General features: G+C 48.9%; 27 protein-coding genes. 11 read left to right on the top strand and 16 right to left on the bottom strand.

Going from position 1 to position 24,465, the window contains the following annotated elements:
• The first annotated feature begins 10 nt into the window (after nt 1-10).
• A complete protein-coding gene (locus JNUCC21_RS02115; RefSeq protein WP_003156294.1) occupies nt 11-175 on the top strand; it encodes a hypothetical protein in 165 nt (54 codons plus the stop codon).
• A 38-nt stretch (nt 176-213) separates the two neighbouring features.
• On the opposite strand, the gene JNUCC21_RS02110 is transcribed toward JNUCC21_RS02115, so the two are convergent.
• The 5 genes from JNUCC21_RS02110 to JNUCC21_RS02090 all read right to left on the bottom strand — a co-directional run bounded on the left by JNUCC21_RS02110 (nt 214) and on the right by JNUCC21_RS02090 (nt 4,215).
• Nucleotides 214-609 carry a 3-hydroxyacyl-ACP dehydratase FabZ family protein gene (locus tag JNUCC21_RS02110; protein ID WP_003156298.1) on the bottom strand — a complete coding sequence of 132 codons (396 nt, stop codon included), beginning with the start codon at nt 607-609 and terminating at the stop codon, nt 214-216.
• A 68-nt stretch (nt 610-677) separates the two neighbouring features.
• Nucleotides 678-1,799, bottom strand: coding sequence for a mannitol-1-phosphate 5-dehydrogenase (locus JNUCC21_RS02105; RefSeq protein WP_007410292.1), 1,122 nt, complete (start codon nt 1,797-1,799; stop codon nt 678-680).
• Between the two features lies 1 nt (nt 1,800).
• Nucleotides 1,801-2,232, bottom strand: a complete 432-nt coding sequence (locus JNUCC21_RS02100; protein ID WP_012116817.1) for a PTS sugar transporter subunit IIA — start codon at nt 2,230-2,232, stop codon at nt 1,801-1,803.
• Nucleotides 2,233-2,257: 25 nt separating this feature from the next.
• Nucleotides 2,258-3,697: a PTS mannitol transporter subunit IICB gene (locus JNUCC21_RS02095; protein WP_369878521.1), complete on the bottom strand. Its 1,440-nt coding sequence runs from the start codon at nt 3,695-3,697 to the stop codon at nt 2,258-2,260.
• Nucleotides 3,698-3,873: 176 nt separating this feature from the next.
• Nucleotides 3,874-4,215 (bottom strand): hypothetical protein, encoded by a 342-nt coding sequence (locus JNUCC21_RS02090; protein ID WP_003156306.1) that lies wholly within the window; start codon nt 4,213-4,215, stop codon nt 3,874-3,876.
• A 176-nt stretch (nt 4,216-4,391) separates the two neighbouring features.
• Between JNUCC21_RS02090 and JNUCC21_RS02085 the strand changes: the two genes are divergently transcribed.
• Genes JNUCC21_RS02085 through JNUCC21_RS02075 form a run of 3 tightly spaced genes read left to right on the top strand, consistent with a single transcriptional unit; the run spans nt 4,392 to nt 7,249 of the window.
• Complete coding sequence (locus JNUCC21_RS02085) at nt 4,392-4,964, top strand: DeoR family transcriptional regulator (protein ID WP_032870800.1); 573 nt, start codon at nt 4,392-4,394, stop codon at nt 4,962-4,964.
• Between the two features lie 32 nt (nt 4,965-4,996).
• Nucleotides 4,997-6,625, top strand: a complete 1,629-nt coding sequence (locus JNUCC21_RS02080) for a copper resistance CopC/CopD family protein (RefSeq protein WP_369878520.1) — start codon at nt 4,997-4,999, stop codon at nt 6,623-6,625.
• Between the two features lie 12 nt (nt 6,626-6,637).
• Nucleotides 6,638-7,249, top strand: coding sequence for a YcnI family protein (locus JNUCC21_RS02075; protein ID WP_025284236.1), 612 nt, complete (start codon nt 6,638-6,640; stop codon nt 7,247-7,249).
• A gap of 45 nt (nt 7,250-7,294) precedes the next feature.
• Here JNUCC21_RS02075 and gdh read toward each other — a convergent pair whose 3' ends face one another.
• From gdh to gabT, 4 genes are all read right to left on the bottom strand, one after another.
• A complete protein-coding gene (gdh, locus tag JNUCC21_RS02070; RefSeq protein ID WP_076425704.1) occupies nt 7,295-8,080 on the bottom strand; it encodes a glucose 1-dehydrogenase in 786 nt (261 codons plus the stop codon).
• A 20-nt stretch (nt 8,081-8,100) separates the two neighbouring features.
• A complete protein-coding gene (locus JNUCC21_RS02065) occupies nt 8,101-8,964 on the bottom strand; it encodes a RhaT/GlcU family sugar-proton symporter (protein ID WP_003156317.1) in 864 nt (287 codons plus the stop codon).
• Between the two features lie 154 nt (nt 8,965-9,118).
• The gene (gene gabD / locus JNUCC21_RS02060) at nt 9,119-10,507 is read right to left on the bottom strand and encodes a succinate-semialdehyde dehydrogenase (RefSeq protein ID WP_007410282.1); all 1,389 of its coding nucleotides are present in this window, start codon (nt 10,505-10,507) and stop codon (nt 9,119-9,121) included.
• A 105-nt stretch (nt 10,508-10,612) separates the two neighbouring features.
• Entirely contained in the window at nt 10,613-11,920 is a 1,308-nt protein-coding gene (gene gabT, locus JNUCC21_RS02055; protein WP_023356706.1) for a 4-aminobutyrate--2-oxoglutarate transaminase, read from the bottom strand.
• A gap of 107 nt (nt 11,921-12,027) precedes the next feature.
• Here gabT and JNUCC21_RS02050 point away from each other — a divergent pair, with 107 nt between their 5' ends.
• Complete coding sequence (locus JNUCC21_RS02050) at nt 12,028-13,437, top strand: PLP-dependent aminotransferase family protein (RefSeq protein ID WP_043021405.1); 1,410 nt, start codon at nt 12,028-12,030, stop codon at nt 13,435-13,437.
• 26 nt (nt 13,438-13,463) lie between these two features.
• Here JNUCC21_RS02050 and JNUCC21_RS02045 read toward each other — a convergent pair whose 3' ends face one another.
• On the bottom strand, nt 13,464-13,778 hold the full coding sequence (locus JNUCC21_RS02045; RefSeq protein WP_032866940.1) for a helix-turn-helix transcriptional regulator: 315 nt from the start codon (nt 13,776-13,778) through the stop codon (nt 13,464-13,466).
• A gap of 141 nt (nt 13,779-13,919) precedes the next feature.
• Here JNUCC21_RS02045 and JNUCC21_RS02040 point away from each other — a divergent pair, with 141 nt between their 5' ends.
• The 4 genes from JNUCC21_RS02040 (at nt 13,920) to JNUCC21_RS02025 (ending at nt 17,448) form a co-directional block, all read left to right on the top strand.
• Nucleotides 13,920-14,207: a putative quinol monooxygenase gene (locus JNUCC21_RS02040; protein WP_003156323.1), complete on the top strand. Its 288-nt coding sequence runs from the start codon at nt 13,920-13,922 to the stop codon at nt 14,205-14,207.
• Between the two features lie 16 nt (nt 14,208-14,223).
• Nucleotides 14,224-14,970 (top strand): oxygen-insensitive NADPH nitroreductase, encoded by a 747-nt coding sequence (gene nfsA / locus JNUCC21_RS02035; protein ID WP_025284232.1) that lies wholly within the window; start codon nt 14,224-14,226, stop codon nt 14,968-14,970.
• A 160-nt stretch (nt 14,971-15,130) separates the two neighbouring features.
• Complete coding sequence (locus tag JNUCC21_RS02030; protein ID WP_015416814.1) at nt 15,131-16,006, top strand: TetR/AcrR family transcriptional regulator; 876 nt, start codon at nt 15,131-15,133, stop codon at nt 16,004-16,006.
• Between the two features lie 17 nt (nt 16,007-16,023).
• Nucleotides 16,024-17,448: an MDR family MFS transporter gene (locus JNUCC21_RS02025; RefSeq protein ID WP_063096193.1), complete on the top strand. Its 1,425-nt coding sequence runs from the start codon at nt 16,024-16,026 to the stop codon at nt 17,446-17,448.
• A 41-nt stretch (nt 17,449-17,489) separates the two neighbouring features.
• Here JNUCC21_RS02025 and JNUCC21_RS02020 read toward each other — a convergent pair whose 3' ends face one another.
• The 4 genes from JNUCC21_RS02020 to JNUCC21_RS02005 are packed head-to-tail and all read right to left on the bottom strand — an operon-like array spanning nt 17,490 to nt 21,098.
• Nucleotides 17,490-18,434 (bottom strand): siderophore ABC transporter substrate-binding protein, encoded by a 945-nt coding sequence (locus JNUCC21_RS02020; protein WP_369878518.1) that lies wholly within the window; start codon nt 18,432-18,434, stop codon nt 17,490-17,492.
• Nucleotides 18,435-18,455: 21 nt separating this feature from the next.
• Nucleotides 18,456-19,214, bottom strand: coding sequence for an ABC transporter ATP-binding protein (locus tag JNUCC21_RS02015; RefSeq protein ID WP_003156330.1), 759 nt, complete (start codon nt 19,212-19,214; stop codon nt 18,456-18,458).
• On the bottom strand, nt 19,208-20,155 hold the full coding sequence (locus tag JNUCC21_RS02010) for an iron chelate uptake ABC transporter family permease subunit (RefSeq protein WP_007410274.1): 948 nt from the start codon (nt 20,153-20,155) through the stop codon (nt 19,208-19,210). The genes JNUCC21_RS02015 and JNUCC21_RS02010 overlap by 7 nt, the downstream gene beginning before the upstream one ends.
• Entirely contained in the window at nt 20,145-21,098 is a 954-nt protein-coding gene (locus tag JNUCC21_RS02005; RefSeq protein WP_059366593.1) for an ABC transporter permease, read from the bottom strand. Before JNUCC21_RS02005 ends, JNUCC21_RS02010 begins: the two co-directional genes overlap by 11 nt.
• Nucleotides 21,099-21,511: 413 nt before the next feature.
• Here JNUCC21_RS02005 and JNUCC21_RS02000 point away from each other — a divergent pair, with 413 nt between their 5' ends.
• Together JNUCC21_RS02000 and JNUCC21_RS01995 are read left to right on the top strand one after the other, a co-directional pair.
• Nucleotides 21,512-22,876: an aspartate kinase gene (locus JNUCC21_RS02000; RefSeq protein WP_059366589.1), complete on the top strand. Its 1,365-nt coding sequence runs from the start codon at nt 21,512-21,514 to the stop codon at nt 22,874-22,876.
• A 79-nt stretch (nt 22,877-22,955) separates the two neighbouring features.
• Nucleotides 22,956-23,066, top strand: a complete 111-nt coding sequence (locus tag JNUCC21_RS01995; protein WP_369878517.1) for a YjcZ family sporulation protein — start codon at nt 22,956-22,958, stop codon at nt 23,064-23,066.
• Between the two features lie 147 nt (nt 23,067-23,213).
• On the opposite strand, the gene JNUCC21_RS01990 is transcribed toward JNUCC21_RS01995, so the two are convergent.
• Both JNUCC21_RS01990 and JNUCC21_RS01985 read right to left on the bottom strand, forming a co-directional pair.
• Nucleotides 23,214-23,333: a PhrC/PhrF family phosphatase-inhibitory pheromone gene (locus tag JNUCC21_RS01990; RefSeq protein ID WP_033575081.1), complete on the bottom strand. Its 120-nt coding sequence runs from the start codon at nt 23,331-23,333 to the stop codon at nt 23,214-23,216.
• The gene (locus JNUCC21_RS01985; RefSeq protein ID WP_007410270.1) at nt 23,317-24,465 is read right to left on the bottom strand and encodes a Rap family tetratricopeptide repeat protein; all 1,149 of its coding nucleotides are present in this window, start codon (nt 24,463-24,465) and stop codon (nt 23,317-23,319) included. The genes JNUCC21_RS01990 and JNUCC21_RS01985 overlap by 17 nt, the downstream gene beginning before the upstream one ends.

Here is a 24,465-nt window from a genome sequence, read left to right as displayed (position 1 = left end):
GTGATGGAGGATGAAAGAAAGAAAACAAAAGAACAAACCGAATGAAAATCCTGAACATCATGATTTAACCGATCCGATTCCGCTGGAAGAGCTGAAGGAAAACGCCAATGACGAAAAACACAAACATGACCAAAGGGACAATTCACAAAGTGAAAGAGATTATGATACAAAATAACACGCTTGTCCGAAAGCCGCCGATGGAGGCGGCTTTTTTTACGATGGCTGGATAAATATGCTGAGCTCAGCTTCCGCCACAGGCTTCCCGGCAACGGACGCTTTCGCCCGGCCGAACACAAAACCGCGTCTGATTCTCGTGACCTCAAAAAAAAGATCCAGACGGTCTCCCGGCAAAGCGGCACCTAACCTTTCCGCTTTCTTCACCGCGGATAAGAGACCGAGGCCGTCACCGCCGGTAATTCCCGCGCAAGCCGCCGTTTGGGCCATTGCTTCAACGACGAGCGAAAATGGCATCTCTCTTTGGGATTCAGTTATAAACCAGTCATTTTCACTGATGTTTTTGTAAGCAGCCGCCCATTTTCCGGCTTCACTGTTCGTCGTGCCGTCAATCAAAAGAAACGGAAAACGATGGGGCAATAGCTTCTGATTCATCACGCAGCCTCCCTTCCCTCTCATTATAACGCAAGAAAAAACCCGCGTCCCCCGACGCGGGTTCATTTTTATTGATTGAGCTTTTTGAGCACGATGCCGTGCAGCGGTTCATGCGGCTGAATACCGCAAATGTCTTGAAGAACGCCGCTCGTGCCTTTTTCCGCGATAAGCTTTTGCAGCTCAACCGCTTCCGGATCATCCTGATAGTCAAAGCGCAGGGCGGCGGCGATGCCTTCTGCCAGCGCGTTCGGTTCTTTTATTTTTTTGGCCGGCCCTACTAATCTGTCATTCGCTCCGAGTTTTCTGAGCGGTGATCTGGCAACCCTCGTCACATCATCCGTGATGTATTCATTTTCAAAGCGGCCGATGATTTTCTTCATGTACTGCTCGTGTTCGGCTTGCTTAAAGCCGTACGCTTTCACTAAGTACTCGCCCGTTTCTGAAAGTGCATCGTACACGACACGCCGGATTTCCGGATGGCCGATGGCCTCTTTGACGGTTTTTAATCCGCGCTGATAGCCGACGTACGCCGTAACGGCATGACCGGTATTGACGGTAAACAGCTTTCTCTCGATGAAAGGTGTAAGATCATCCGTAAACAACGCGCCTTCCAGTACCGGCTGGCCGCCGGCAAAGCCGGTTCTGTCTATGACCCATTCAAAAAACGGTTCTACAGATACTTTCAGCGGATCTTCATGGTGCTGAATCGGCACGATCCGATCCACCGCAGAATCCGGGAAGCCGACCGTCCGGTTCACGAGTTCCCGCTCCGCTTCCGTCAAATGTCCGAAAACTGCTTTTTTCAGAAAACTGCTGCCGCCGATCATATTTTCACAGGCAATGATATTGAGAGGCTCAGAGGACGTTCTGCGCTTCAGCCCTTCCGCGATGGACGGGGCGATGAGTCTGAGAACGTTCGGGCCCACCGCCGTCGTAATGATCGCCGCTTCATTGATCAGCCTGTACAGCTCTTGTTCTTGCACCGCGCTGTTGATGGCTGAAACGGGGCCGATGATTTCTGTCTGCCGGCCGCCGTCGGCAAGCTCCACGGTATATTCCTTCTTTTCATTGAGAAGGCTGACCATCGTTTCATTCACATCAGCGAAAACTACCTCATAGCCGGAATGATGGAGCAGGGCGCCGATAAAGCCCCGCCCGATGTTTCCCGCTCCGAAATGAAGGGCAATCATGTCAGTTCACCTCGCTGAAAATAGCGGCCAGTTCTTCTTCCGTCTTTGCACTGATCAGCCGTTCGATGTTTTCTTCCTCTGAGCAGATGATGGCGATGTTTGACAGGATGTCTAAGTGTTCATTGTTTTTTCCGGCGATACCGAAAACGACCTTTGCCGTATTGCCTTCACCGTATTCCACACCGTCCGGAATCTGGATGACGGAAATGCCTGAATGAAGCACCTCATCCTTCGCATCTTCCGTGCCGTGCGGGATCGCGATGAAATTCCCCATAAACGTGGATGATGTTTCTTCACGTTCGAACATTTTTTCCACATAGCCGTTCTTCACGTAGCCGTTATCAATCAATGTCTGTCCCGCGAGGCGGATGGCATCCTCCTTTGAGTTCACTGTCTGGTTCAGTTTGATGTTCGCTTTAGCCAATACTTCCATGATGAAAATCCCTCTTTCTGTTTGATTAGTTTTTAAGCTTTTCAATCAGTTCATCGTATTTCGGGCTGTTCAAGAAATTATCAACCGAAATGTGCACCGCCTGCGGCAGCTTCGCTTTCGCGCGGTCAGTCAGGTCCTTATGCGTAATGACGATATCCGCGTCATTCGGCAGATTATTGATCGACGTATTTGTCACATCAATATCCAGGTCTGCTTTTTTCACTTTGTTTCTTAAAATGGAGGCGCCCATTGCGCTCGATCCCATACCCGCGTCACACGCGAAGATAATGCGGCTGACTTGGTCAGCGGAAATATCAGCGGCGCTGTTTTCCGGCTCTTCCTCTTTGTCTGCCAACGCGGCCGCCGCTTCACTTTTCCTGCCTTTTATTTCCTGCATTTTTTCCGCCGCGGCTGTCAAATCTTCTTCGCCCGCTTTAGACGATTTCAGAATAAGCGCCGAGACGATAAACGATACGGCCGCGGCAACGATGACGCCCGCCAGCACGCCGAGGTAGCTTCCTTTCGGCGTCAGCGCTAAAATGGCGATGATGCTTCCCGGAGATGATGCCGCGACAAGACCTGCGTTAAAGATCGAGAATGTAAGCAGTCCGCTCGCTCCCCCAGCGATCGCCGCGAGAATCAGCATCGGTTTCATTAAAATGTAAGGGAAATAGATTTCATGAATCCCCCCGAAGAAATGAATGATCGCCGCTCCCGGAGCCGTCGATCTTGAAGAGCCTTTCCCAAAGAACATATATGCCAGTAAAATACCGAGTCCCGGCCCGGGGTTCGCTTCCACTAAAAACAGAATGGATTTACCCGCTTTGGCGGCCTGCTCGATTCCGATCGGACTTAAAATGCCGTGGTTGATCGCGTTATTCAGGAACAGGACTTTCGCCGGCTCTACGAAAACGCTTGCAATCGGCAGCAAATTCGCGTGGACAATGACTTCCACACCCGCCGCCAGCAATTTGTTAAGAGACAGGACGACCGGGCCGATCGCATAAAACGCGATAATCGTCAGCACAGCTCCGATAATTCCCGCCGTGAAGTTGTTGATCAGCATTTCAAAACCCTGTCTGACTTTATCTTTAAACACACGGTCTAATTGTTTAATGAGATAACCGCCCAAAGGCCCCATAATCATTGCCCCTAAGAACATCGGAATGTCCGCTCCGACAATGACTCCGATGGCCGCCGTCGCTCCGACGACTCCCCCGCGGTGATCGTAAATCATTTTTCCGCCCGTATATGCGATTAAAAGCGGCAGTAGATACGTAATCATCGGGCTTACCAATGTATTCAGCTGCGGATTCGGAAACCATCCCGCAGGAATAAACAGCGCGGTGATAATTCCCCATGCGATAAATGCGCCGATATTCGGCATGATCATACCGCTTAAATAACTGCCGAACCGCTGTATCTTCACTTTCATGCCAGCTTGCTGTTCTTGCTGCATGTTCATTCCCTCCCTGTTTGCTTGCCTTCAGATGAAAATAAATAAGACACGGGGTTTCTCTCTCTCCCCTGTGTCTTCATCATAAAACGCTTACAATCTCCATTCAATGAAAAGTAAAGAGGAGTTTGGCACAGAGACTGTGACAACTCCTTAACAAAAAAAGACACCTCATCAAAGGTGTCTTACCGCTTTCTGTATATAATGTGTCCTTTTGTGACGACGAGTTTGGCAATGAGCCGCTCACTGACAATAAACACCGGATACGCACATACGAGCGCGAAAATGGCGGCCGGCACATACCGCGCTGCCGGAAACATCGGCATGACGGCGGTTCTGGCCATCTGCACAAGATAAATCAAAAGCACCGTGATCGCAATGGCCGCAGCCATAATCGGAGCTGATACTTTATATTCACGCAATTTCACATGGCAATGCCCGCACTGAAACTGGCACGGGATCATGGATGATCTGACCATGTCGCCTGTAATCGGCTTGCCGCAGTTCGGGCAGGTCGTTTCTTTCATGTTTATTCCTCCATTCAACTCTTCTATTATAACAGAGTCTGACTACGTCTTTTACATTTGTGATTGTTCAACATTTTTTCACATATTTTATCATCAGGCTCTTGTGTGCATTTGTGAAAACATCTACTCTTAGAGGGAGGTTCATCACTCATTCGCATAAAAAGGAGGATGAAGAATTGCTTCCGATTCACAGACAGCAAACCTTGCTTGAATGGCTGAAAGAAGAGGGCGCGCTGAAAATCTCTGACATAAGCGAGAGATTCGGCGTCTCCGAGATGACCGTGTACAGAGACGTCAATCAGCTGGCGGATGCAAACCGGATTATCCGGACACCCGGCGGCATTACCCTCCCTCCCGCTTCAGAACGAAGCGCCAATCAATGCGGCTATTGCCTGCGGCCGATTCAGCATTCGTATTCTGTTCAGCTTATTACCGTTTCACAAGCCGTTGAGCAGATGTGCTGCATTCATTGCGCGATTTTGCGGTATGAGGATAAAAAGGAAGAAGTGTCCCACGTCATTTGTAAAGATTTTCTTCTCCAGACGACGCTGACGGCCGCTTCCGCATACTTTTTAGTCCATGCCGATATTGACCTTCACTGCTGCCGGCCTCAGGCGATTCCCTTCTCAACGCTTGATTACGCAGAACGGTTTCAAAAAGGATTCGGCGGGATCATTTGCACCTTTGACGAGGCGGCGGACATCATCTTACACGACAGGCAGAAGGGATGCACCTGCAGCAAGACATAACAACAACCAACCGGAAGGCGGTGTCATCATCCATGAGACAGAACAAACGCTGGCTCATCTTTTTGCTGTTCCTTGTTTTGATTCCGAAAACAAGCTTCGCCCACGCCTACATCACAAACTCAAATCCGGGTGAGAACAGCGAATTAAAACAAGCGCCGAAGCAGATTGAAATTGAGTTTAATGAACAGATTGAAGAAGGCTTCCACTCCATTAAGGTCTATAATTCATCCGGCGAACGGGTCGACGCGGGCAAAACGGTGATTCAAAAAAATGATACCCGCATCATGACCGCGGCATTGAAAAAAAACCTGCCGCATGATATTTACAGAGCGGAATGGAACGCGGTATCGGCCGACGGACATCCGGTATCCGGCGTCATCCCTTTCAGTGTCGGACAAGCCGGCGGAGAACTTCAGGAGCAGACATCATCGCAAGCGGCGCTTCATCCCGAAGCGGCCATCGACCGCGGTATTTTGTACACCGCTCTCTCCCTGTTTATCGGCACGGCTTTTTTCCATCTGTTTTGGTACAGAAATAATAAAGATTCATCAAAAGCAAAACGAACTGTAAAGCTGCTCGTGATTTCTTTATGTGTAACGGGGCTCGCGCTTATCTGCCAGCTCCCGATCCAGACGAAAGAAAACGCGGGCGGCGCTTGGAGCGCCGCGTTCCAGCCGGACTATGTAAAAGAAACGCTTCTGAAAACGGCAGGCGGGTACGTCTGGATGATCCAGATCAGCTTATTTATCCTGCTCGCCCTGTCCATGATCCCGCTGTTGAAGAAGAAAGCATTCCGGTCATTTGCGTACTGGACGGCGCCGCTGTTGTTCTTCTTCGCTTCGCTTTTGGCAAAAGCATTCGCCGGGCATGCGGCGGTTATCGACGAAAAAGCGGTCGGCATCGCGATGGACTTTCTCCATTTATCGGCCGCGTCTGTATGGATAGGCGGTATCGCCGCGCTTGTGCTGCTTCTTTCATCAGAGTGGAGAAAACCCGATAAAACCATCGCTTGGGAGGCGGTCAGACGGTTTTCTCCTTGGGCGTTCGCCTCTGTCGGTGTGCTGTTATTTTCAGGTGTGCTGAACGGATTTTTCATTATCCGCACGTTTGATTCACTCTTTCACACCGCTTACGGTAAGACGCTCCTTTTGAAAATCGGACTGTTTGTCATCATGCTTGTGCTCGGCGCCGTTCACGTATGGATGACGAAGTTCAGCAGAAAAAGGAGCATCAGCGCAACGATAAAGGCCGAATGGGCACTAGGCATCGCGGTGTTATTTACAACCGCCGTCTTCACAAGCCTGCCCAGCCCGCCGCCGCCTGCGCCATTGCCTTTTAACGGCTCAGAAACGATCGGAAACGGGGAAACCCTGTCCTTGCACATTACGCCGAACCAGCCGGGCAAAAATGAATTTCAAGTCATTGTCACCGATCACAACGGCAGCTTGGTAAAAGACATTCAGCAATTTACGGTCACTGTTTACCAGACGGGCTTCAGCGGCAAACAGCATGAAAGCACCTTTGATTTGAAGAAGACGAAGGAAGGCACATTTGAAGCCGCCAACCTGTCCATCACCGAAAAGGGAAACTGGAAGATCAAAGTCCACGGGCTGACAAACGATTTTAATGAAATCAACCAAATATTCTCAACGACAAACTAAGGAGTGTATCTCATGTTGAAAAAAAAGGCTTTATTATTCATATCCGCCGTGACCCTGTCACTCGTCGGTTTTACGGCGGCAGCAAGCGCCCACGTCTCAGTCAAACCCGCGGAATCCGCGGCCGGTTCTTGGGAAACGTACACGATGAAAGTGCCTGTGGAAAAGAATGAGCCGACAACGAAAGTCGTGCTGAAAATGCCCGCCGGCGTTGAATTTCAGCAATATCAGCCGATTCCGGGCTGGAAAACATCCGTATCCAAACATGATGACAAAGCGGTCTCCGTCACTTGGGAAGCAAAGGACGGCGGCATCCAGCCCGGCCAATTCCAGCAGTTCACGTTCGTTGCGAAAAATCCTGAAAAGAGCGGAGATGCCGCTTGGGACGCTTACCAATATTACAAAGACGGCAGCATTGTAGAATGGACGGGTGATGAGAAAGCCGACACGCCTCACTCGATTACGAAAATCACGAAATCGGCCAGCGTGACGGATGCGCACGGAGCTGAACAGTCAAACGAAGAAAGCAAATCCGGCGTATCAGCGCTTGATATTGCAGCCATCGTTCTGTCAGCTGCGGCGATTATCCTTTCCATCACGGCGCTTGTAAAGAAAAAACGCGCGTAAGCAAAAAGCGATCCGGCTCTAAAGAGCCTGCGATCGCTTTTTTTCTTATCCGCGGCCTGCCTGGAATGACGGATATTTGGTCATTCCCCCGTCAGCAAACAGCGTAATGCCGGTTACGTAGCTTGATTCCTTTGAAGCAAGCCAGACGGCGACAGCCGCGATTTCTTCCGGCTCACCGATATATCCCATCGGAATCATGCTTTCCACATCTTTTTTCTGAACGGGATCCGCAAATTTTTCCGCGTTGATCGGCGTATTGATGGCTCCCGGCCCGATGTTGTTGACACGGATGCGCTTCGGCGCGTACTCAAGCGCCAGCGTTTCCGTCATCAATTTGATGCCGCCTTTACTCGCCGCGTAGTGAACAAACAGAGGCCATGGAATCATTTCATGTACGCTTGACATGTTAATGACGTTTCCTTGAATATCATTCTCTACGTAATATTTAATGGCTTCGCGGCTTCCTAAGAAAGCGCCGGTCAGATTGGTATTGATGACTTTGTTCCAGTCTTTAAGCGGCATTTCATGTGACTGAACCGGATTTTCCATGCCGGCGTTATTGATCATGACATCCAATGTCCCGAATTCCTTCACCGCGGTCTGCACGATGTTTTTGACATCTTCTTCTTTTGTGACGTCTCCTTGAACGATGACCGCTTCGCCTCCCGCTTTTTGAATCTCTTCTTTAACGATTTGGGCGTCTTTTTCATTACTATAGTAGTTAACCACGACTTTCGCCTGCTCCTGTCCGAAGCGGATCGCCATCGCTTTTCCTAATCCTGATGAAGCTCCCGTAATGGCAACGACTTTTCCTTTTAAATCCGTGTACATGTTCAAACCTCCTGCATTTGTTATGAATTTGATTTCGCAACGCCTAAGAATACCGCGGCCACAATGATCAGGATAATCCCGATGGCAATGGCGACCAGCTGACGCTTCGTTTTGCTCTCACGGAGAATGAAGATTCCGCCGAGCGTGCTGATGACGATCCCCATTTGAGAGAGGGAAAAACTTGTCGCAACCCCGACGCGCGGCTGTGAGATGAACAGAAACATATTCCCGAGCGCCCAGATGATTCCCGGCAGAATGTTCTTGAGGGCGTACTTATTAAACGGTTTATGCTTGTACGTCAGGAGCAGTCCGCCGATGACCATCCCGATCGCCTGCGGCAGGAGCGCTGACCATCCGGATACGCCGAACAGCCGGGCCACAACGACATAGACCAAATAACCGAGCGTGGAGATCAGCAGGATGACAATGCCTTTTTTTAAGTTTCCCGGTTCTCCGTCCGCCCGCCCCTTTTTATCTTCTAAAGATGTGAGCACAATCCCGATGATGATAAAAATAAGGGCGAGAATACCCAGCGTAATCGCGATCGGGGTTGACCATTCTTTGAATACGATCACACCGAACAAAGAAGTCGAGACGAGCTGCATTCCCGTTGATATCGGCATCGTTTTTGAAACGCCCATCAGCTGTATGCTTTTAAGCTGATTGCTTTGGCCGAGCGACCAAAACAGCCCCGAGATGATGCCGACAATAAAAATGCGCCCAGACAGCACCGGGTGGACAAACAGATACAGCACAAACGAAACGATGAGCGCCCCGATTGTCGTTCCCAGCGTCTGGCTGTAAGGCCCGCCGCCTAATTTGACGTTAAATAACACGATGCTCCCCCAAAATAAAGCCGGGAGAAGAGCCAGTAATATATCCATGATGGCGACCTTCTTTCAATCGTATTTGCTGTTATTTTGTCTGGAATCGAACCGATTATTCCCGCTAGATCAAAAAAGCCTGCCGGCGATATTCACCGGCAGACTGCTCAATATTAACAGCCCCGCTTAGAAGCGGGGCTTTCTTTTCGGCTGATTAAAGTCCGATAGACATGTATTTGGTTTCCAGGTACGGCTCAATGCCTTCCGTACCGCCTTCACGGCCGATGCCGCTTTCTTTCATTCCTCCGAACGGCGCTTGAACCGCGGACGGACCGCCGTCATTCCAGCCGATGATGCCGTATTCAAGCTGTTCAGAAATATAGATGCCGCGGCGGTAGTTTTCTGTGAAGAAATAAGCCGCAAGCCCGAACGGCGTATCGTTCGCAAGCTTGATCGCTTCATCAATATCTGAGAACGTAACGATCGGCGCAACCGGGCCGAATGTTTCTTCATGCATGATGTTCATGGATGTATCTACATTTGACAGCACGGTCGGTGTCACGAAATAGCAGCCTTTTTCATCGTTTTGGTCATACGTTCCGCCCGTCAGCACTTTTGCGCCTTTTTCCACGGCGTCATTAATTTGGCCGACGATTTTATCGAAGCCTTTTTTGTTGATGACAGGGCCGACGTTTACGCCTTTTTCAAGACCGTTTCCGACTTTGAGTTTCGCAGCTTCTTCACTCAGTTTTTTCGCAAACTCGTCTTTTACGGATTCGTGTACGATCAGCCGGTTCGCACAGACGCAGGTTTGGCCGGCATTTCTGAATTTAGAGGCCATTGTTTGGGCTACCGCCAGATCAAGATCAGCGTCTTCATCCACGATCAGCGGCGCATGTCCGCCAAGCTCCATTGACATATGTTTTACGGTGTCGGCGCTGTTTTTCATCAGGATTTTGCCGACAGGCGTTGAGCCGGTAAAGGTAATTTTGCGGATTTTCGGGCTGCTGGTGAAGACGTTTCCGATTTCGGCTCCGTCACCGATCACCACTTGCAGCACGTCCTTCGGAATTCCCGCTTCATATGCGAGACGCGCAAGGGCGTAAGCGGAAAGCGGCGTATCCTCCGCCGGTTTGATGATGAACGTACAGCCTGCCGCCAAAGCGGGCGCGGCTTTTCTTGTAATCATCGCATTCGGGAAATTCCACGGCGTGATCGCGGCTACCGGGCCGACCGCCTGACGGGTGACGACAATCCGTTTGCCCGTTGTCGGCGCAGGTACTGTTCTGCCGTAAATCCGTTTTGCTTCTTCGGCGAACCATTCAATATAGCCGGCGCCGTATAAAACTTCTCCGACCGCTTCTTCGTACGGTTTGCCGTTTTCTTTCGTAATTAATTCCGCAAGTTCTTCTTTATTTTCAACAATCAGCTCATACCATTTTCTCAAAAGTGAGGCACGTTCTCCCGCTGATGTTTTGGACCATGATTGAAACGCTTGATGTGAACGTTCAATCGCTTTTTCAACATCTTCGGCCGTCTGCTGGGGGATGCTTTCGATCGCCTCTCCCGTTGCCGGGTTGTACACTGTTAATTGTTCTGGCATATTGAACATTCCTTTCTCTGCTATAGTAAAGCCATTGAATGCTGGTTGATGTATCTCACACTTTCATGATAGCAGACACATCCGCCGGCATTCCAATAATTGAACTCACAGAGCTGCTTCGATAATGGAAAGGCCTTCTTTGAGCTGCTCATCCGTCACGACAAGCGGCGTCAGGAATCTGATAATGTTGCCGTTAATGCCGGCCGTCAGCAGCAGCAGTCCGTTCTCGTTCGCCGTTTTGGCGATCGCCGCGGCTTTTGCTTTGTCCGGTTCCCGCGTGTCCGGATCTTTGACAATTTCGATGGCCGCCATCGCGCCGAGTCTGCGCACTTCTCCGATACAGGCATGCTCTTTTTTCCACTCGAGCGCTTGATGCTCGATGATCCGGCCGATCTCCTCGGAACGCTGATTCAGCCCTTCTTCTTCAATAATATCCAAGACCGCAAGCGCAGCCGCACAGCCGAGCGGGCTTCCCGCATATGTGCCCCCGAGTTCCCCCGGCGCGGCGGCATCAAGCATTTCCGCCCGGCCGATGACGCCGCTCAGCGGCAATCCGGCCGCAAGTGATTTGGATACGGTGATCAAATCCGGAACGGCTCCGAAATGCTCAATCGCAAAATACGTTCCCGTTCTGGCAAAACCGGTCTGAATCTCATCCGCTACAAAAACAATGCCGTGTTTTTGACAAAAAGCGGCGACGTGCTGGACGAAACGTTTTGACGGAATGATGAAGCCTCCTTCTCCCTGAACCGGCTCCATGACGACACAGGCGACGGTTTCCGGTGCAACTGCGGCGATAAAGAAATCCTCAAAAGCGCTGATGATAAAGTCGTCATACTGCTCGTCGCTCATGCCGGCCGGCTTTTGATAATAGTAAGGAAACGGCGCCTGATACACCTCTGAGGCAAACGGGCCGAAACCGAATTTATAAGGCTTCACCTTGCTCGTCATGCTCATCGTCATGTTCGTGCGGCCGTGGAACCCTCTTGTAAATGACACGACAGCCTGGCGCTTCGTGTATTTTCTGGCGATTTTCACGGCGTTTTCCACCGCTTCCGCCCCCGAATTGAGAAAAATCGCTTTTTTCGCATGATCTCCCGGCGCAAGGGCGCAAAGTTTTTCGGCCAGCTCAATATAAGACGGATACATCATGACGTTAAATCCCGGGTGAATCAGATCCTCCGCCTGTTTCTTCACGGCCTCCACCACTTTCGGATGGGAATGGCCGACATTCAGCGTTCCGATCGCTCCGGCAAAATCAATGAATCGTCTGCCGTCCAAATCGTACAAAAGCGCCCCTTCCCCTTTTACCGCCATGCTGCGGTTTCCGTTGCCGACCCCCTTGGAAACGAATTGATCCCGTTTTTGCTGCCACTGGGCAGTTGTCACTTCCGATGATGCTGTTCGACTCATAGATTCCATCCCCCTGCATTGTTTTCTTATCATTCTGACTTCTTTTTGGTATGATGAAAAGTACCAAAATCAATTTATCCATGGTATCAGAAAGGGGCAGGGTCTGGATGCTGACGATTTCCATTGATCACTCGGAAACGGCGGATTATATCTATCAGCAGATCTATCAGCACATAAAAGCGGCCGTTTTAAAGCGCAGCCTGATGCCTCATACAAAGGTGCCGTCTAAACGGGAGCTTGCCGAGACACTCAAGGTCAGCGTGAATTCAGTGAATTCAGCTTATCAGCAGCTGCTTTCAGAAGGTTATTTATATGCAGTCGAAAGAAAAGGTTTTTTCGTGGAGGAAATTGATACGGTTTATCATGAAGAAACGCCTTCGCTCTCATTGCCTGATAATTTGAAAGAGCGGGAGACGGATAAAAGCGGCTGGATTTCGTTTTCTCATATGAGCGTGGATACGGCGCATTTCCCCCTGAAAAGCTGGTTCCGCTGTGAGCAGAAAGCAGCCGCCCGTTCATTTCATACACTCGGAGAACTCGTCCATCCGCAAGGTTTATATGAAGTCCGTGAAACAATTTCGCGGCTTATTTCCCTGACAAGGGGCGTTACATGCCGCCCGGAACAAATCGTGCTCGGAGCGGGCACGCAATTGCTGGTGCAGCTGCTGACGGAACTGCTGCCAAAAGACGCGCTCTACGCCATGGAGAACCCGGGATATATGAGGATGTACCGGCTGCTGCAAAACCTCGGGAAAAAGACGGCGACGATCAGCCTTGATGAAAAAGGCATGTCCATGAACGAAATCGAAAAACGCCGGCCCTCTGTATTGATCACCACGCCTTCCCATCAATTCCCCTCAGGCGTGATCATGCCGGCTTCCCGGCGGATTCAGCTTTTAAACTGGGCCGCCGAACAGAACGGCCGCTTCATCATTGAAGATGATTATGACAGTGAATTTAAATATGACGCCGATACGATACCGGCGCTTCAAAGCCTTGACCGGTTTCAAAATGTCATCTACATGGGGACCTTTTCAAAATCCCTTTTCCCAGGTCTGCGCATCAGCTATATGGTTCTGCCGCCCGGGCTTTTGCGGACGTTCAAAGAGAGAACGTATGACCTGCATACGTGCAGCACGCTTGCCCAGCTCGCGCTGAAAGAATTTATCGAATCCGGTGAATATCAGAAACATATTAAAAAGATGAAGCAGCATTATAAGAACATGCGGGAACGCCTCATTTCGGCTTTGGAAGAAACATTCGGAGAAAGAATCAGTGTAAAGGGCGCCAATGCGGGACTTCATTTTGTCACTGAGTTTGACTGCGCCCGTTCAGAAAAAGAGATATTGGCACGGGCGGATGCAGAACAGCTCGATCTGTTTGCGATGAGCCGGTTCCGTCTGAAAGCGGGAGGCGATTCAAACAAACCGCAGCTCATTCTGGGGTTCGCCCGCCTGAAGGAGAGCGATATTCAAGAAGGCGTCCACAGGCTTTACCGGGCGGTTTTCGGCGCATAAAAAAACCCCCGGAATCGGGGACTTATTTACCAGCGGTCCGGTTCTGTCTGCAAAATCGCCTCCAGCAGGCCGGGAAACGCCGCTTGTAAATCATCTTTGCGCAGGGAATAATAACGGTGCTTCCCGTCTATGCGCACTTGGGCGACCCCCGCTTCCCGCAGCACTTTGAAGTGATGGGACAGCGTTGATTTAGCGACCCGGACATCAGCGCAGGTTCCGCACGTTTTTTCTGTTGTTTCCGCCAATTGTTTGACCAGCTCTAAGCGGAGCGGATCACTCAGAGCATGAAGAACCTTTGTCAGCTGTAAGCGTTCGGTTTCAGGATGGTTTGGAATGTTCATGAGTCAAATGTAACACAGATCATCGGCGGGTGACAATTTAGGCGGTGAGGGTTTTTCCTTTACCATTCGCAGCGAAACATGTTACAGTTAGTTCGATAATATTCGAACTATAACAAATTAACCCAATCAGGAGGAATAACCATGATCGTCTTACAGGCTTACATGAAAGTAAAAGCGGATAAACGCGAGGAATTTTTAGGAGAAGCGCAATCACTTGTTCAGCATTCACGCGCGGAAGAAGGAAATGTGCAGTACGACCTTTTCGAAAAAGTCGGTGAGGAAAATACGTTCGTCATGCTTGAGCAATGGAAAGATGAAGAAGCGATGAAATTCCACAACGCAACTGACCATTTCCAAGGATTCGTGGCAAAAGCGAAAGAAGTGCTGAGTGCGCCGCTTGACGTCGTCCGCACAGAACTGTCAGAGTAACGAAAGGATGAATGACATGAACGAAGTCCTTCAATTATTAACAGACCACCGTTCCATCCGCAGCTACACAGATGAACCCGTATCGGATGAACAGCTGGACCTTATCATCCAAGCCGCTCAGGCAGCGCCCACTTCCATTAACGGCCAGCAATTTACCGTTATTGCGGTGAAAGATAAGGAGCGGAAGAAAAAAATATCCGAATTGGCTGGCGGCCAGCCGTGGATTGACCAAGCGCCGGTTTTCCTTTTATTCTGCGCTGATTTTAACCGCGCCAAAATTGCGCTTGAAGAGTATAATGATACACCGCTTGAGATCACGAACGGTTTAGAGTCCGTCTTAGTCGGAGCCGTAGATGTCGGGATTGCGCTGGGTACGGCAACGGCTGCGGCTGAATCAATGGGACTCGGCACTGTGCCGATCGGCGCCGTGCGCGGCAAGCCGGACGAACTCATTGAATTGCTGAAACTTCCGAAATACGTTTTCCCGGTTTCCGGTCTCGTCATCGGCCATCCGGCAGACCGCTCCGCGAAAAAACCTCGTCTGCCGCAAGCAGCCGTTCTGCATCATGAAACGTATCAAGAAGAAGATTTAAGAACACATATCGAGGCCTATGACAAGCAGATGTCCGAATACATGAAAAAACGCACCGACGGACAGGAAACGAGAAACTGGTCACAAGGCATCACCTCCTACTATAAGCAGCTTTATTATCCTCACATTCGTGAAATGCTTGAAAAACAAGGGTTTAAGACGGATAAATAAGCGGATCAGCCTGCCGGAACACTCCGGCAGGTTTTTTCTGTTCCTCAAACAAAAGCGTTGACACTATGTAAAAATTTTTGTTAATATTTTCATCATATACTCATTGGTTTTCTGTGAACCGATGGGTTTTCTATTGTGACGAAAGAAGGAATCTGGGCTTATGAATGATAAGAAAACGGATATTCTGCTGGCGGCAAGGAAGCTTTTTTCCGGGAAAAGCTTTTCGTCGGTTTCGATGCAGGCGATCGCAGAGGAGTGCAAAGTCTCCAAAGCATCTTTATATAAGCTGTTTGAATCAAAGGAAGACCTGCTGTTGGAGCTGCTCGACTTTAACCAGAAACAGATGGTAGCCGCCGCTTCATTATTGAATGAAGAAACAAGCCTCTCCCCTGAGGAACGGTTTGCCAAAAAACTGATGGCTGAGCTTGAAGGCTTCAGGCGCAATCAGCAGTTTTTTAATATGCTGATGTACGGAAGCCCCTCTTCCATTAATGAGCGGGTAAAACGGCATATCCACAGAGCCCGCTCCACCTTTATCTGCTGGCATCGCGATTCACTGATTCAGACGTACGGCGAAGACATTATTCCTTATGTATGGGAGCTGGTGATCGTCCTGCAGGGGCTCCTGAGAGAATGCATCACGCTGATTAAGCTGGAAAAAGAACCGCTCGCCCTGGAGCCGCTCACGGAGTTTATCATCCGCCACCTCAATCTCATCGTCGAAAACAGGACAGCCGAAACCGCTTTGCCTCAGGAGATGATTGACCTTTATATCGCCTCCGCTTCCTCATTTGAGCCGAAAGACAAAACCGTATTGCTGGCTGAAAGCCTGAAGGAACTGAAAGAAGCCGTCTCAGCCCTTCCGGAGGAAAAATATGACGCCGCAGGACTCGCTTCCGCGGCGGCTATGCTGGAGAAAGAATCAGCGGACAAACAGCCGCGGGATTTTCTCATCAAAGCGCTCATCGGTTATTTGGAGCAGGCCGGACCGCTGCACCAGCCGCTTGCAGCCGTTAAAACATTGCTCAAACTATAAAGAAAGAAGGAATCAGCTTGAATAAGAGTATTAAAACTGCACCATACAACCGCTCTGTCATTGTCGGGATTCTTTTGGCGGGTGCGTTCGTCGCCATTTTGAACCAGACACTGCTTATCACGGCGCTGCCGCACATTATGAATGACTTCAATATAGACGCCAACAAAGCGCAATGGCTGACAACATCGTTTATGCTGACGAACGGGATTTTGATTCCGATTACCGCGTTTTTAATAGAGAAATTCACAAGCCGCACCCTCTTAATTTCCGCCATGAGTATTTTCACGGCGGGCACCATTGTCGGCGCATTCGCCCCGAACTTTCCGGTGCTCTTAACGGCCCGGATTATTCAGGCGGCCGGCGCCGGAATTATGCTGCCGCTCATGCAGACGGTATTTCTCACGATTTTCCCGATGGAAAAGCGCGGCCGCGCCATGGGTATGGTCGGCTTGGTTATTTCGTTCGCGCCGGCGATCGGCCCGACGCTTTCCGGATGGGCGGTCGAAGCATTCTCTTGGCGGTCTTTGTTTTATATCATCTTCCCGATCGCAGTCATCGATTTGCTTTTAGCGATTATTCTGATGAAAAACGTCACGACATTACGAGAAACACAGATTGATATTGTATCCGTGATCTTATCGACCCTCGGATTCGGCGGTCTGCTTTACGGCTTCTCAAGCGCCGGTTCATCAGGGTGGACCAGTGCTGAAGTGCTGACTTCGCTGCTTGTCGGAGCGGTCGCACTGATTTTCTTTATCGCAAGACAGATGAAGCTCAAAAAACCGATGCTGGAATTCCGCGTGTTTTCTTTCGGGATTTTCAGCCTGACCACCCTGCTCGGAACGCTTGTTTTCGCGCTGCTGATCGGAACGGAAACCATTCTCCCGCTTTACACGCAAAAAGTCCGGGGCGTATCCGCGTTTGATACCGGATTAATGCTTTTGCCGGGCGCGATTGTGATGGGGATGATGTCTCCGTTTATCGGCCGGGTGTTTGACAAAATCGGCGGAAAGGGCCTTGCGATGACCGGATTCTTCATCATCCTGCTCACGTCCCTGCCGTTTATGAATCTGACGGACTCGACGTCTCTCATTTGGATTGTCGTCGTTTATACCGCGCGGCTTTTGGGAACAGCCATGATTATGATGCCGGTGACGACAGCGGGTATCAACGCCCTGCCGCGCCACTTAATTCCGCACGGCACAGCCATGAACAATACCGTCCGACAAGTCGGCGGTTCTATCGGTACGGCGCTGCTAGTTTCCGTGATGAGCAGCCAGGCCGCGCACGCAAATGCGACAACTCCGGCAAACGCCGCCCTGCATGGCATGAATGCGGCATTTGTCGTAGCCGCCTGCATCGCGCTGGCCGGCTTCCTCCTATCTTTTATATTGAAGAAAAAACCGCGTCAGCCCGAGCAGCAGCAGGCCGTTACGCGGTAAACCAAAAAGAACCCGATCACGTATGTGACCGGGTTCTTTTTTTACTTCTCGATTCCGTCTTTAACTTCTTTCACCATTTGCGCCATGGATTCCAGGCCGCCTCCTGATAAATACCATGTAGCTGAATCAAGGTAGACAACATGGTTGTTTTTCACGGTTTTCACCGATTTTACATAATCATTTTCAACCACTTGTTTTGTTGAAGATTTTGTGCCGATCGCTGTTCCGCGGTCAACGACAAACATATAATCAGGGTTTGTTTTGGCGATATATTCATAAGAAATGCTTTGTCCGTGCAATGAGGCTTCGATGTTTTTGTCAGCCGGTTTGACGCCGAACACATCATGAATGAAGCCGTATCTTGATTTAGATCCGAACGCGCTGATTTTGCCGTCGTTCGCCATCACCACTAACCCGTTTTTATCCGTGCTGCTTGTCTTTTTCTTCAGATCCGCAATGGATTTGTCAATTTTCGCAAGCTTATCTTTCACTTCATTTTCTTTGTTAAAGATTTTGCCGATCACTTCGGTGTTGTGCTTGAATCTGTCAACGTAGTTTGTATAGTCATCATCAAGATAAATCGTCGGAGCGATTTTTGAGAACTCTTTAAAAGAATCAGATTGTCTGTGGGCGATAATGATTAAATCCGGATCAATATCCGCGACTTTTTCAAAATCCGGTTCTTTTAAACCGCCTGTATTGGCGTATTTATCACTTTTATATGAAGATAAGTATTTTGGAAGGTTTTGTTTCGGAAGTCCCGCCACATGATCCTGTAAACCGAGTTCATCCATCGTGTCCAGCATTCCGAAGTTGAATACGACGACTTTTTTCGGATTCTTCGGCACTTTGACGCCTTCTTTGTTCAGGTCATCTTTGATTGTGATTGTTTCTTTTGATTTGCCTGATGTTTTGTCCCCGTTTCCGCATGCAGAAACAACAAAAATCGTAACGAGCGCAATGAATAGCAGCGCGAATTTTTTCATGATTTTCACCTCATCTGGTTTTTAAGAAAAGTACACACCGATCCGCTGACTGTCAATCTCTTGAATCGGGATGGTCATATCATAAATATCTTCAAGCACGGAGGTTTCAATGATCTCCTCCGCCGGCCCTTCTTTGACGATCCGGCCGTTTTTCAGTGCAACGATATGGTCTGAATATACGGATGCGAAGTTGATATCGTGAATCACTACGACGACCGTTTTTCCGAAGTCTTCCACAAGCCGCTTCAACAGCTTCATCATTTCAACGGAATGCTTCATATCTAAATTGTTCAGCGGCTCATCGAGAAAAATATAGTCCGTATCCTGAGCGATGATCATCGCGATAAACGCCCTCTGGCACTGGCCTCCGCTGAGCTGATCGAGATATTTATCCTTTAAGTCATCCAGCTTCATATAACTGAGTGCCTGGTTGATATGCACCCAATCTTCATCCGTCAGTTTCCCCTGGGAATACGGAAATCTGCCGAAGCTGACCAGGTCTTTAATCGTCAGCCTGATATTGATTTGGTTCGTCTGCTTCAGGATGCTGATTTTTTTTGCCAGATCGTTGCTTTTACAGGCACCGATCTCTTGCCCGTCGACCGTGATTTCCCCGGAATCCGTCTTAATCAGCCGGCTCATGATAGACAGCAGCGTGCTTTTTCCCGCGCCGTTCGGACCGATAAATGAGGTGAGCCTGCCCTTTTGAATGGATAGAGACGTTTTCTCAAGGACGGTTTTCCCTCCGTATTGTTTGCTTACATTTTTGACCTCTACCATGATTTATTCTCCTTTAACAGCAGATAGATAAAATAAATCCCGCCGGCAAAATTAATGATGACGCTCAGCGTCGTGGAAAACGTGAACACTTTCTCCACGACGAACTGGCCCCCGACGAGCGCGACGATGCTGATCAGGACAGAACCCGCGATTAAATACGTGTGCCTGTAGGTTTTTAAAAACTCTCTCGCCAGATTGACGACAAGCAGTCCTAAAAACATAATCGGCCCGACAAGAGCCGTAGAGACAGACACAAGAATGGCAACGACAATGAGCATCTGTTTCACAAGCTTATCGTAATCAATCCCCAGGTTGACGGCGTGCTCCCTGCCGAGCGACAGCACGTCAAAAAACCGCGTGAACCGCCAGACATAAATGCCCGTCAGAAGAAAGACAGCACCGGCAAACCCTAAAAGATCGGTATTGATATTGTTAAAACTGGCAAACATTTTGTCCTGAACAACCTGGAACTCATTCGGATCAATCAGCATCTGCATAAAGGATGACAGACTGTTGAACAGCGTGCCGAACACGACGCCGACAAGCAGAAGGAAAAACACGTTCCGCCCCTCGCCTTTAAACATGAGCTGATACAAAACGAGTGACAAGAGCACCATCAGCCCGACGGAGATGACGAAATTAAGATTTTTGTTCATCATGACGATATTCATTGAACCGAACAGGAACACGATGACGGTCTGAATGAGCATATACAGGGAATCGAGGCCTAAAATGCCCGGTGTCAGTATGCGGTTATTTGTAATCGTCTGGAAGATGACCGTTGAAAACGCGATCGCTCCTCCGGTGAGCATCATGGCAAGCACTTTGAAGCATCGTCTCGGCAGGGAGTATTCCCAATTGCCCAGTCCGTAGAACAGGAAGAATCCGATACATATCATGGCGAGCGCCGCCAGCAGCGTAATTTTTTTATTATGACTCATATGCTTTTCTCCTTAACAGCATATACAGGAAGATGCCGCTGCCGATAACACCGACCATCAGGCCGATGGAAATTTCGTACGGGAAGATGATCACCCTTCCCAAAATGTCGCAAAACAGCACAAAAACAGCGCCCAGCAGAGCGGTGTGAGGCAGGCTGCTCCTCAGGTTGTCCCCTTTGTAAATCGACACCATATTGGGAATGATCAAACCGAGAAACGGCAGCATCCCGACGGTCAGGATCACCAGTGAAGCGATGAGCGACACGATAATCAGACCGATATTGACGACGCGTTTGTATTTCAGGCCGAGATTGACGGAAAAGCTCTCTCCCATTCCCGCCACCGTAAATTTATCCGCATACACATAAGCTATGATCAAAAGCGGGATACTCAGATATAAAAGCTCATACCGGCCTTTGACGACCAGTGAGAAATCTCCCTGCAGCCAAGACGACAGGTTTTGGATCAGGTCATATTTATATGCGATAAACGTGGCGATTGAGCTGACGATGTTCCCAAGCATTAAACCGACGAGAGGAATAAAAATCGCATCATTGAACTTGATTCTCTCGAGGATTTTCATGAAAAGGAAATTTCCCGCCAACGCGAAAACGAAAGCGATAGACATTTTCACAAGCGGACTCGCTGACGTAAAAAGCATTAATGAAATCAAGATTCCGAGCCTTGCCCAATCCATCGTTCCCGCAGTCGTCGGCGATACAAATTTATTCCGGCTGATCTGCTGCATGATTAATCCGCAGATGCTCAGGCTCATGCCGGCGATGATAATGCTCACCAAACGCGGCAGCCGGCTGTCAAACAATGTACCCGCCTGTTCTTTATTTAAATGAAAAATATCCAGCGGCGACAAATCTTCTACACCGATAAATATAGAAGTACACGCCAAAACCGCCAGTAGCAAAAGTAAGTAACGTAGCTTCATGCTGCCTCCCTGCACCCATCACAAACGGTATGACTGATTGCCAAACAACTCCCATATATCCCACTCGTAATGATTATCATTATCAACGACAATTATAATCTTATCATCTTTCCAAGCGCAGTCAATACAGTTTTGCTTTCAAAAGCGGTCATCCGCGGGCCGTACACTAAATTGTCTTACAATCAGTCTATCAAGAATTTGCAGGATTTTCTATAACCTACATTTGGCTGCTTATCATTTTTTGCACATGATGACACGCTTGAGGGAAACAAATCTGACAAACAGCGGCAAAATTCCTTCACGAAAATACAAATGTTCTTCCCACGTAGAAAAAATCCTTGATTTACATGTTTGAAAGAGAGATAATAAAAATTAAATTTGTGAGAAAATTTAAATATTAGGGGATGTAAATCATGAAAGTTGTAAAATTCGGAGGCAGCTCTCTTGCGTCAGGAGCCCAGCTTGAGAAAGTGTTTCAAATCGTGACGGCTGATCCCGCGCGGAAAGCCGTCGTCGTATCGGCACCGGGAAAACGCTTCTCGGACGATACAAAGGTGACGGATCTGTTAATCCGCTGTGCGGAGCATTATTTGCAAAAAGGTGCAGCGCCCGAGCTTGCCGAAACGGTCATTGAACGGTACGCCGCCATCGCGCGTGAGCTGAACCTGGATTTCTCTATTATAGAAAGAATCCGCAGTGACCTATTCGCTCTTTTAAACAGCTGTAAAACCAATCCCGAACAATATATGGATGCGGTGAAGGCGAGCGGCGAGGACAACAACGCGAAGCTGATCGCAGCCTACTTCCGACGGCAGGGCGTGAAAGCGGAATACGTAAGTCCGAAAGAAGCGGGGCTGTTTGTGACGAATGAACCCGGAAGCGCGCAGGTGCTCCCTGAGTCTTATGGTCATTTGTACCGTCTGAGAAACCGTGAAGGCTTGATCATTTTTCCGGGATTTTTCGGTTACACGAAGGAGCATGAGATTGTGACGTTTTCCCGGAGCGGTTCTGATATTACCGGCTCCATCCTCGCCAGCGGCTTAAAAGCCGACCTGTACGAAAACTTTACTGATGTGGACGCCGTCTATTCCGTCAACCCGTCAATCGTGCGGCATCCGAAAGAAATTAACGAACTGACGTATCGGGAAATGCGTGAGCTCTCCTATGCCGGATTTTCCGTTTTTCATGATGAAGCGCTGATTCCCGCATTTCGGGCCGGCATCCCCGTTCAGATTAAGAATACGAATAATCCGGATGCGAAAGGAACACGCGTCGTCAGCAGCCGTGACAATACGAACGGGCCAGTCATCGGCATCGCAAGCGACACGGGCTTTTGCAGCATTTACATAAGCAAATATTTAATGAACCGGGAAATCGGTTTCGGCCGCAAAGCCCTTCACATTTTGGAGGAAGAAGGATTGACGTATGAACACGTTCCATCCGGCATTGACGACATCACGATCATCCTTCGGCACAATCAGATGGACTCAGAACTGGAACACAGGCTCGTCACCCGTCTGAAGCAGGAACTTCAAGCAGATGAAGTCACAGTCAGGCACAATCTGGCGCTGATTATGGTCGTCGGGGAAGCGATGCGCCATAATGTCGGCACAACCGCCAGGGCATCCAAAGCACTGTCGGAAGCCGGCGTCAACATCGAGATGATCAATCAAGGGTCATCGGAAGTCAGCATGATGTTCGGAGTGAAAGAAGAACAGGAAAGACACGCGGTGCGGGCACTGTATGACGAATTTTTCGCCGGAGTCTTACTCTCATAGGACACCGCCTCTTTTTTCTCTTGTCCACTAATATCCCTTACAAAGCAGCTTCTTTTACATATTGTATGGTATAGACAATATGGAGGTGAAGCTCATGTCAGGATATTCAGGAGTCAGCTCTTTCGCTTTGATCGTTGTTTTATTTATCCTGTTGATTATTGTAGGTACTGCCTTCGTTGGCGGTTTCTAAGCATCACTCCGTCTATATGAGGACGCTGCGGGTTTTGACCTGCGGCGTTTTCTTTTGTTTTCCGCCGCTGTACGAGTCCGGCCGCGCAAAAAAGACTGCCGGGAACATTCCCAGGCAGTCTTTTCCTTTGTTCAGGTTATTTTCTTCTCACGTCATTCCTCTTTCAGCTACATGGAAGTCAGCCTGATCTGTCTGGCCTGCACCTGTCACTGTAAAAATCGCGGCGGCTGCTAAACAAATAACAAACCATTTAGATTTCAATTTCATACAAACCCTCACTCCTTTGTATTTGTTTCCTTGCCTCTTCGACTTTCAGAAAATAGTCAGAAGAAATTTTAAAGCAATTTTGTTCATAGTAATATTTAGCTGCTTCTAGTGCTAAATCCTCTATATCGGCGTATAAATTTTTATCTTCCAGGTAACGGAAACACGCGCTGATTGTCTCCTCATCCGGTTTCGCCTGATACAGAGCCTGCAGCCATTCGAATTTTACCGTATAAACGGGATCGTCTGTTTCTTTAGCATATTCATATCCCCGCTTGTGATATTCCGACGCTTTTTCTTTTTTTCCGAGTTTAAAGTAAATGAGTGTGATTAGAAAATATGCTTGAGGAAGAGAATTGACGATTCTTTGTGATTCAAATGTATCGACCGCCCGTTCAAAGTACGGAATCGCTTCGCCGATGCGGTCCTGATTGTAGTAGCACAGTCCGAGGTTATACAGCGCCCTCCCGACAAGCTGCGCTTTTTGTTCTTTTTCGGCCATTTGCAGAGCGTGCTGAAAATGTTTGGCCGCCTGTTCAAATCGCCTTTCATCCATTAAATTGACGCCGAATACAAAATGGCATTGAATGATCCGGACGTTATATGTGTCCTGCTCTACGTAAATTTCATAAGCGTTTTTTATATGTATCAAAGAAAAATACGTTTGTTTCATATGATAATAAGCTTCGGCCACTTTAAAATAAAACTCCGCCCGTTCCACGTGGTCCGATACGAAGGCCAGTTTTTTCTCAGCTTGTTTATAATATGTAATCGCTGAGATAAATTCTCTTTTATCAAATTCAAACATGCCTTTGAAAAAGTTGACGTAATAATCGAGAAGCCCTTTGAGGCCGGCCTGGCTGTTATCAATGTTATCAAGAATTTCCGACAGGGTCGGCTGGTCTTCTATCTTCAGTTTTTCCAGCGGCTCCAAGTAGTCCAGCATCAGCTGATGGCGAAATTCCATGAGGGAATAATAAAGCACTAAGTTCGAATCAGGCTCCATATGGTCAAGCTCTTGTTTGATCTCGGCCTTCAAGATCTCCGCATCCGGCACGCTGAATGTTCTGATGTATCGATACCACTCGTTAATTTTCTGCCCGACTGCTGAAGAAGGAATTAACCCGCTCTTCAT

This window comes from Bacillus sp. JNUCC-21, from assembly GCF_041222765.1.
GTDB classification, from domain to species: Bacteria; Bacillota; Bacilli; order Bacillales; family Bacillaceae; genus Bacillus; species Bacillus velezensis.
Note: the sequence above shows the minus strand (reverse complement) of the source record. Positions and strands in the feature narration are given on the sequence as shown.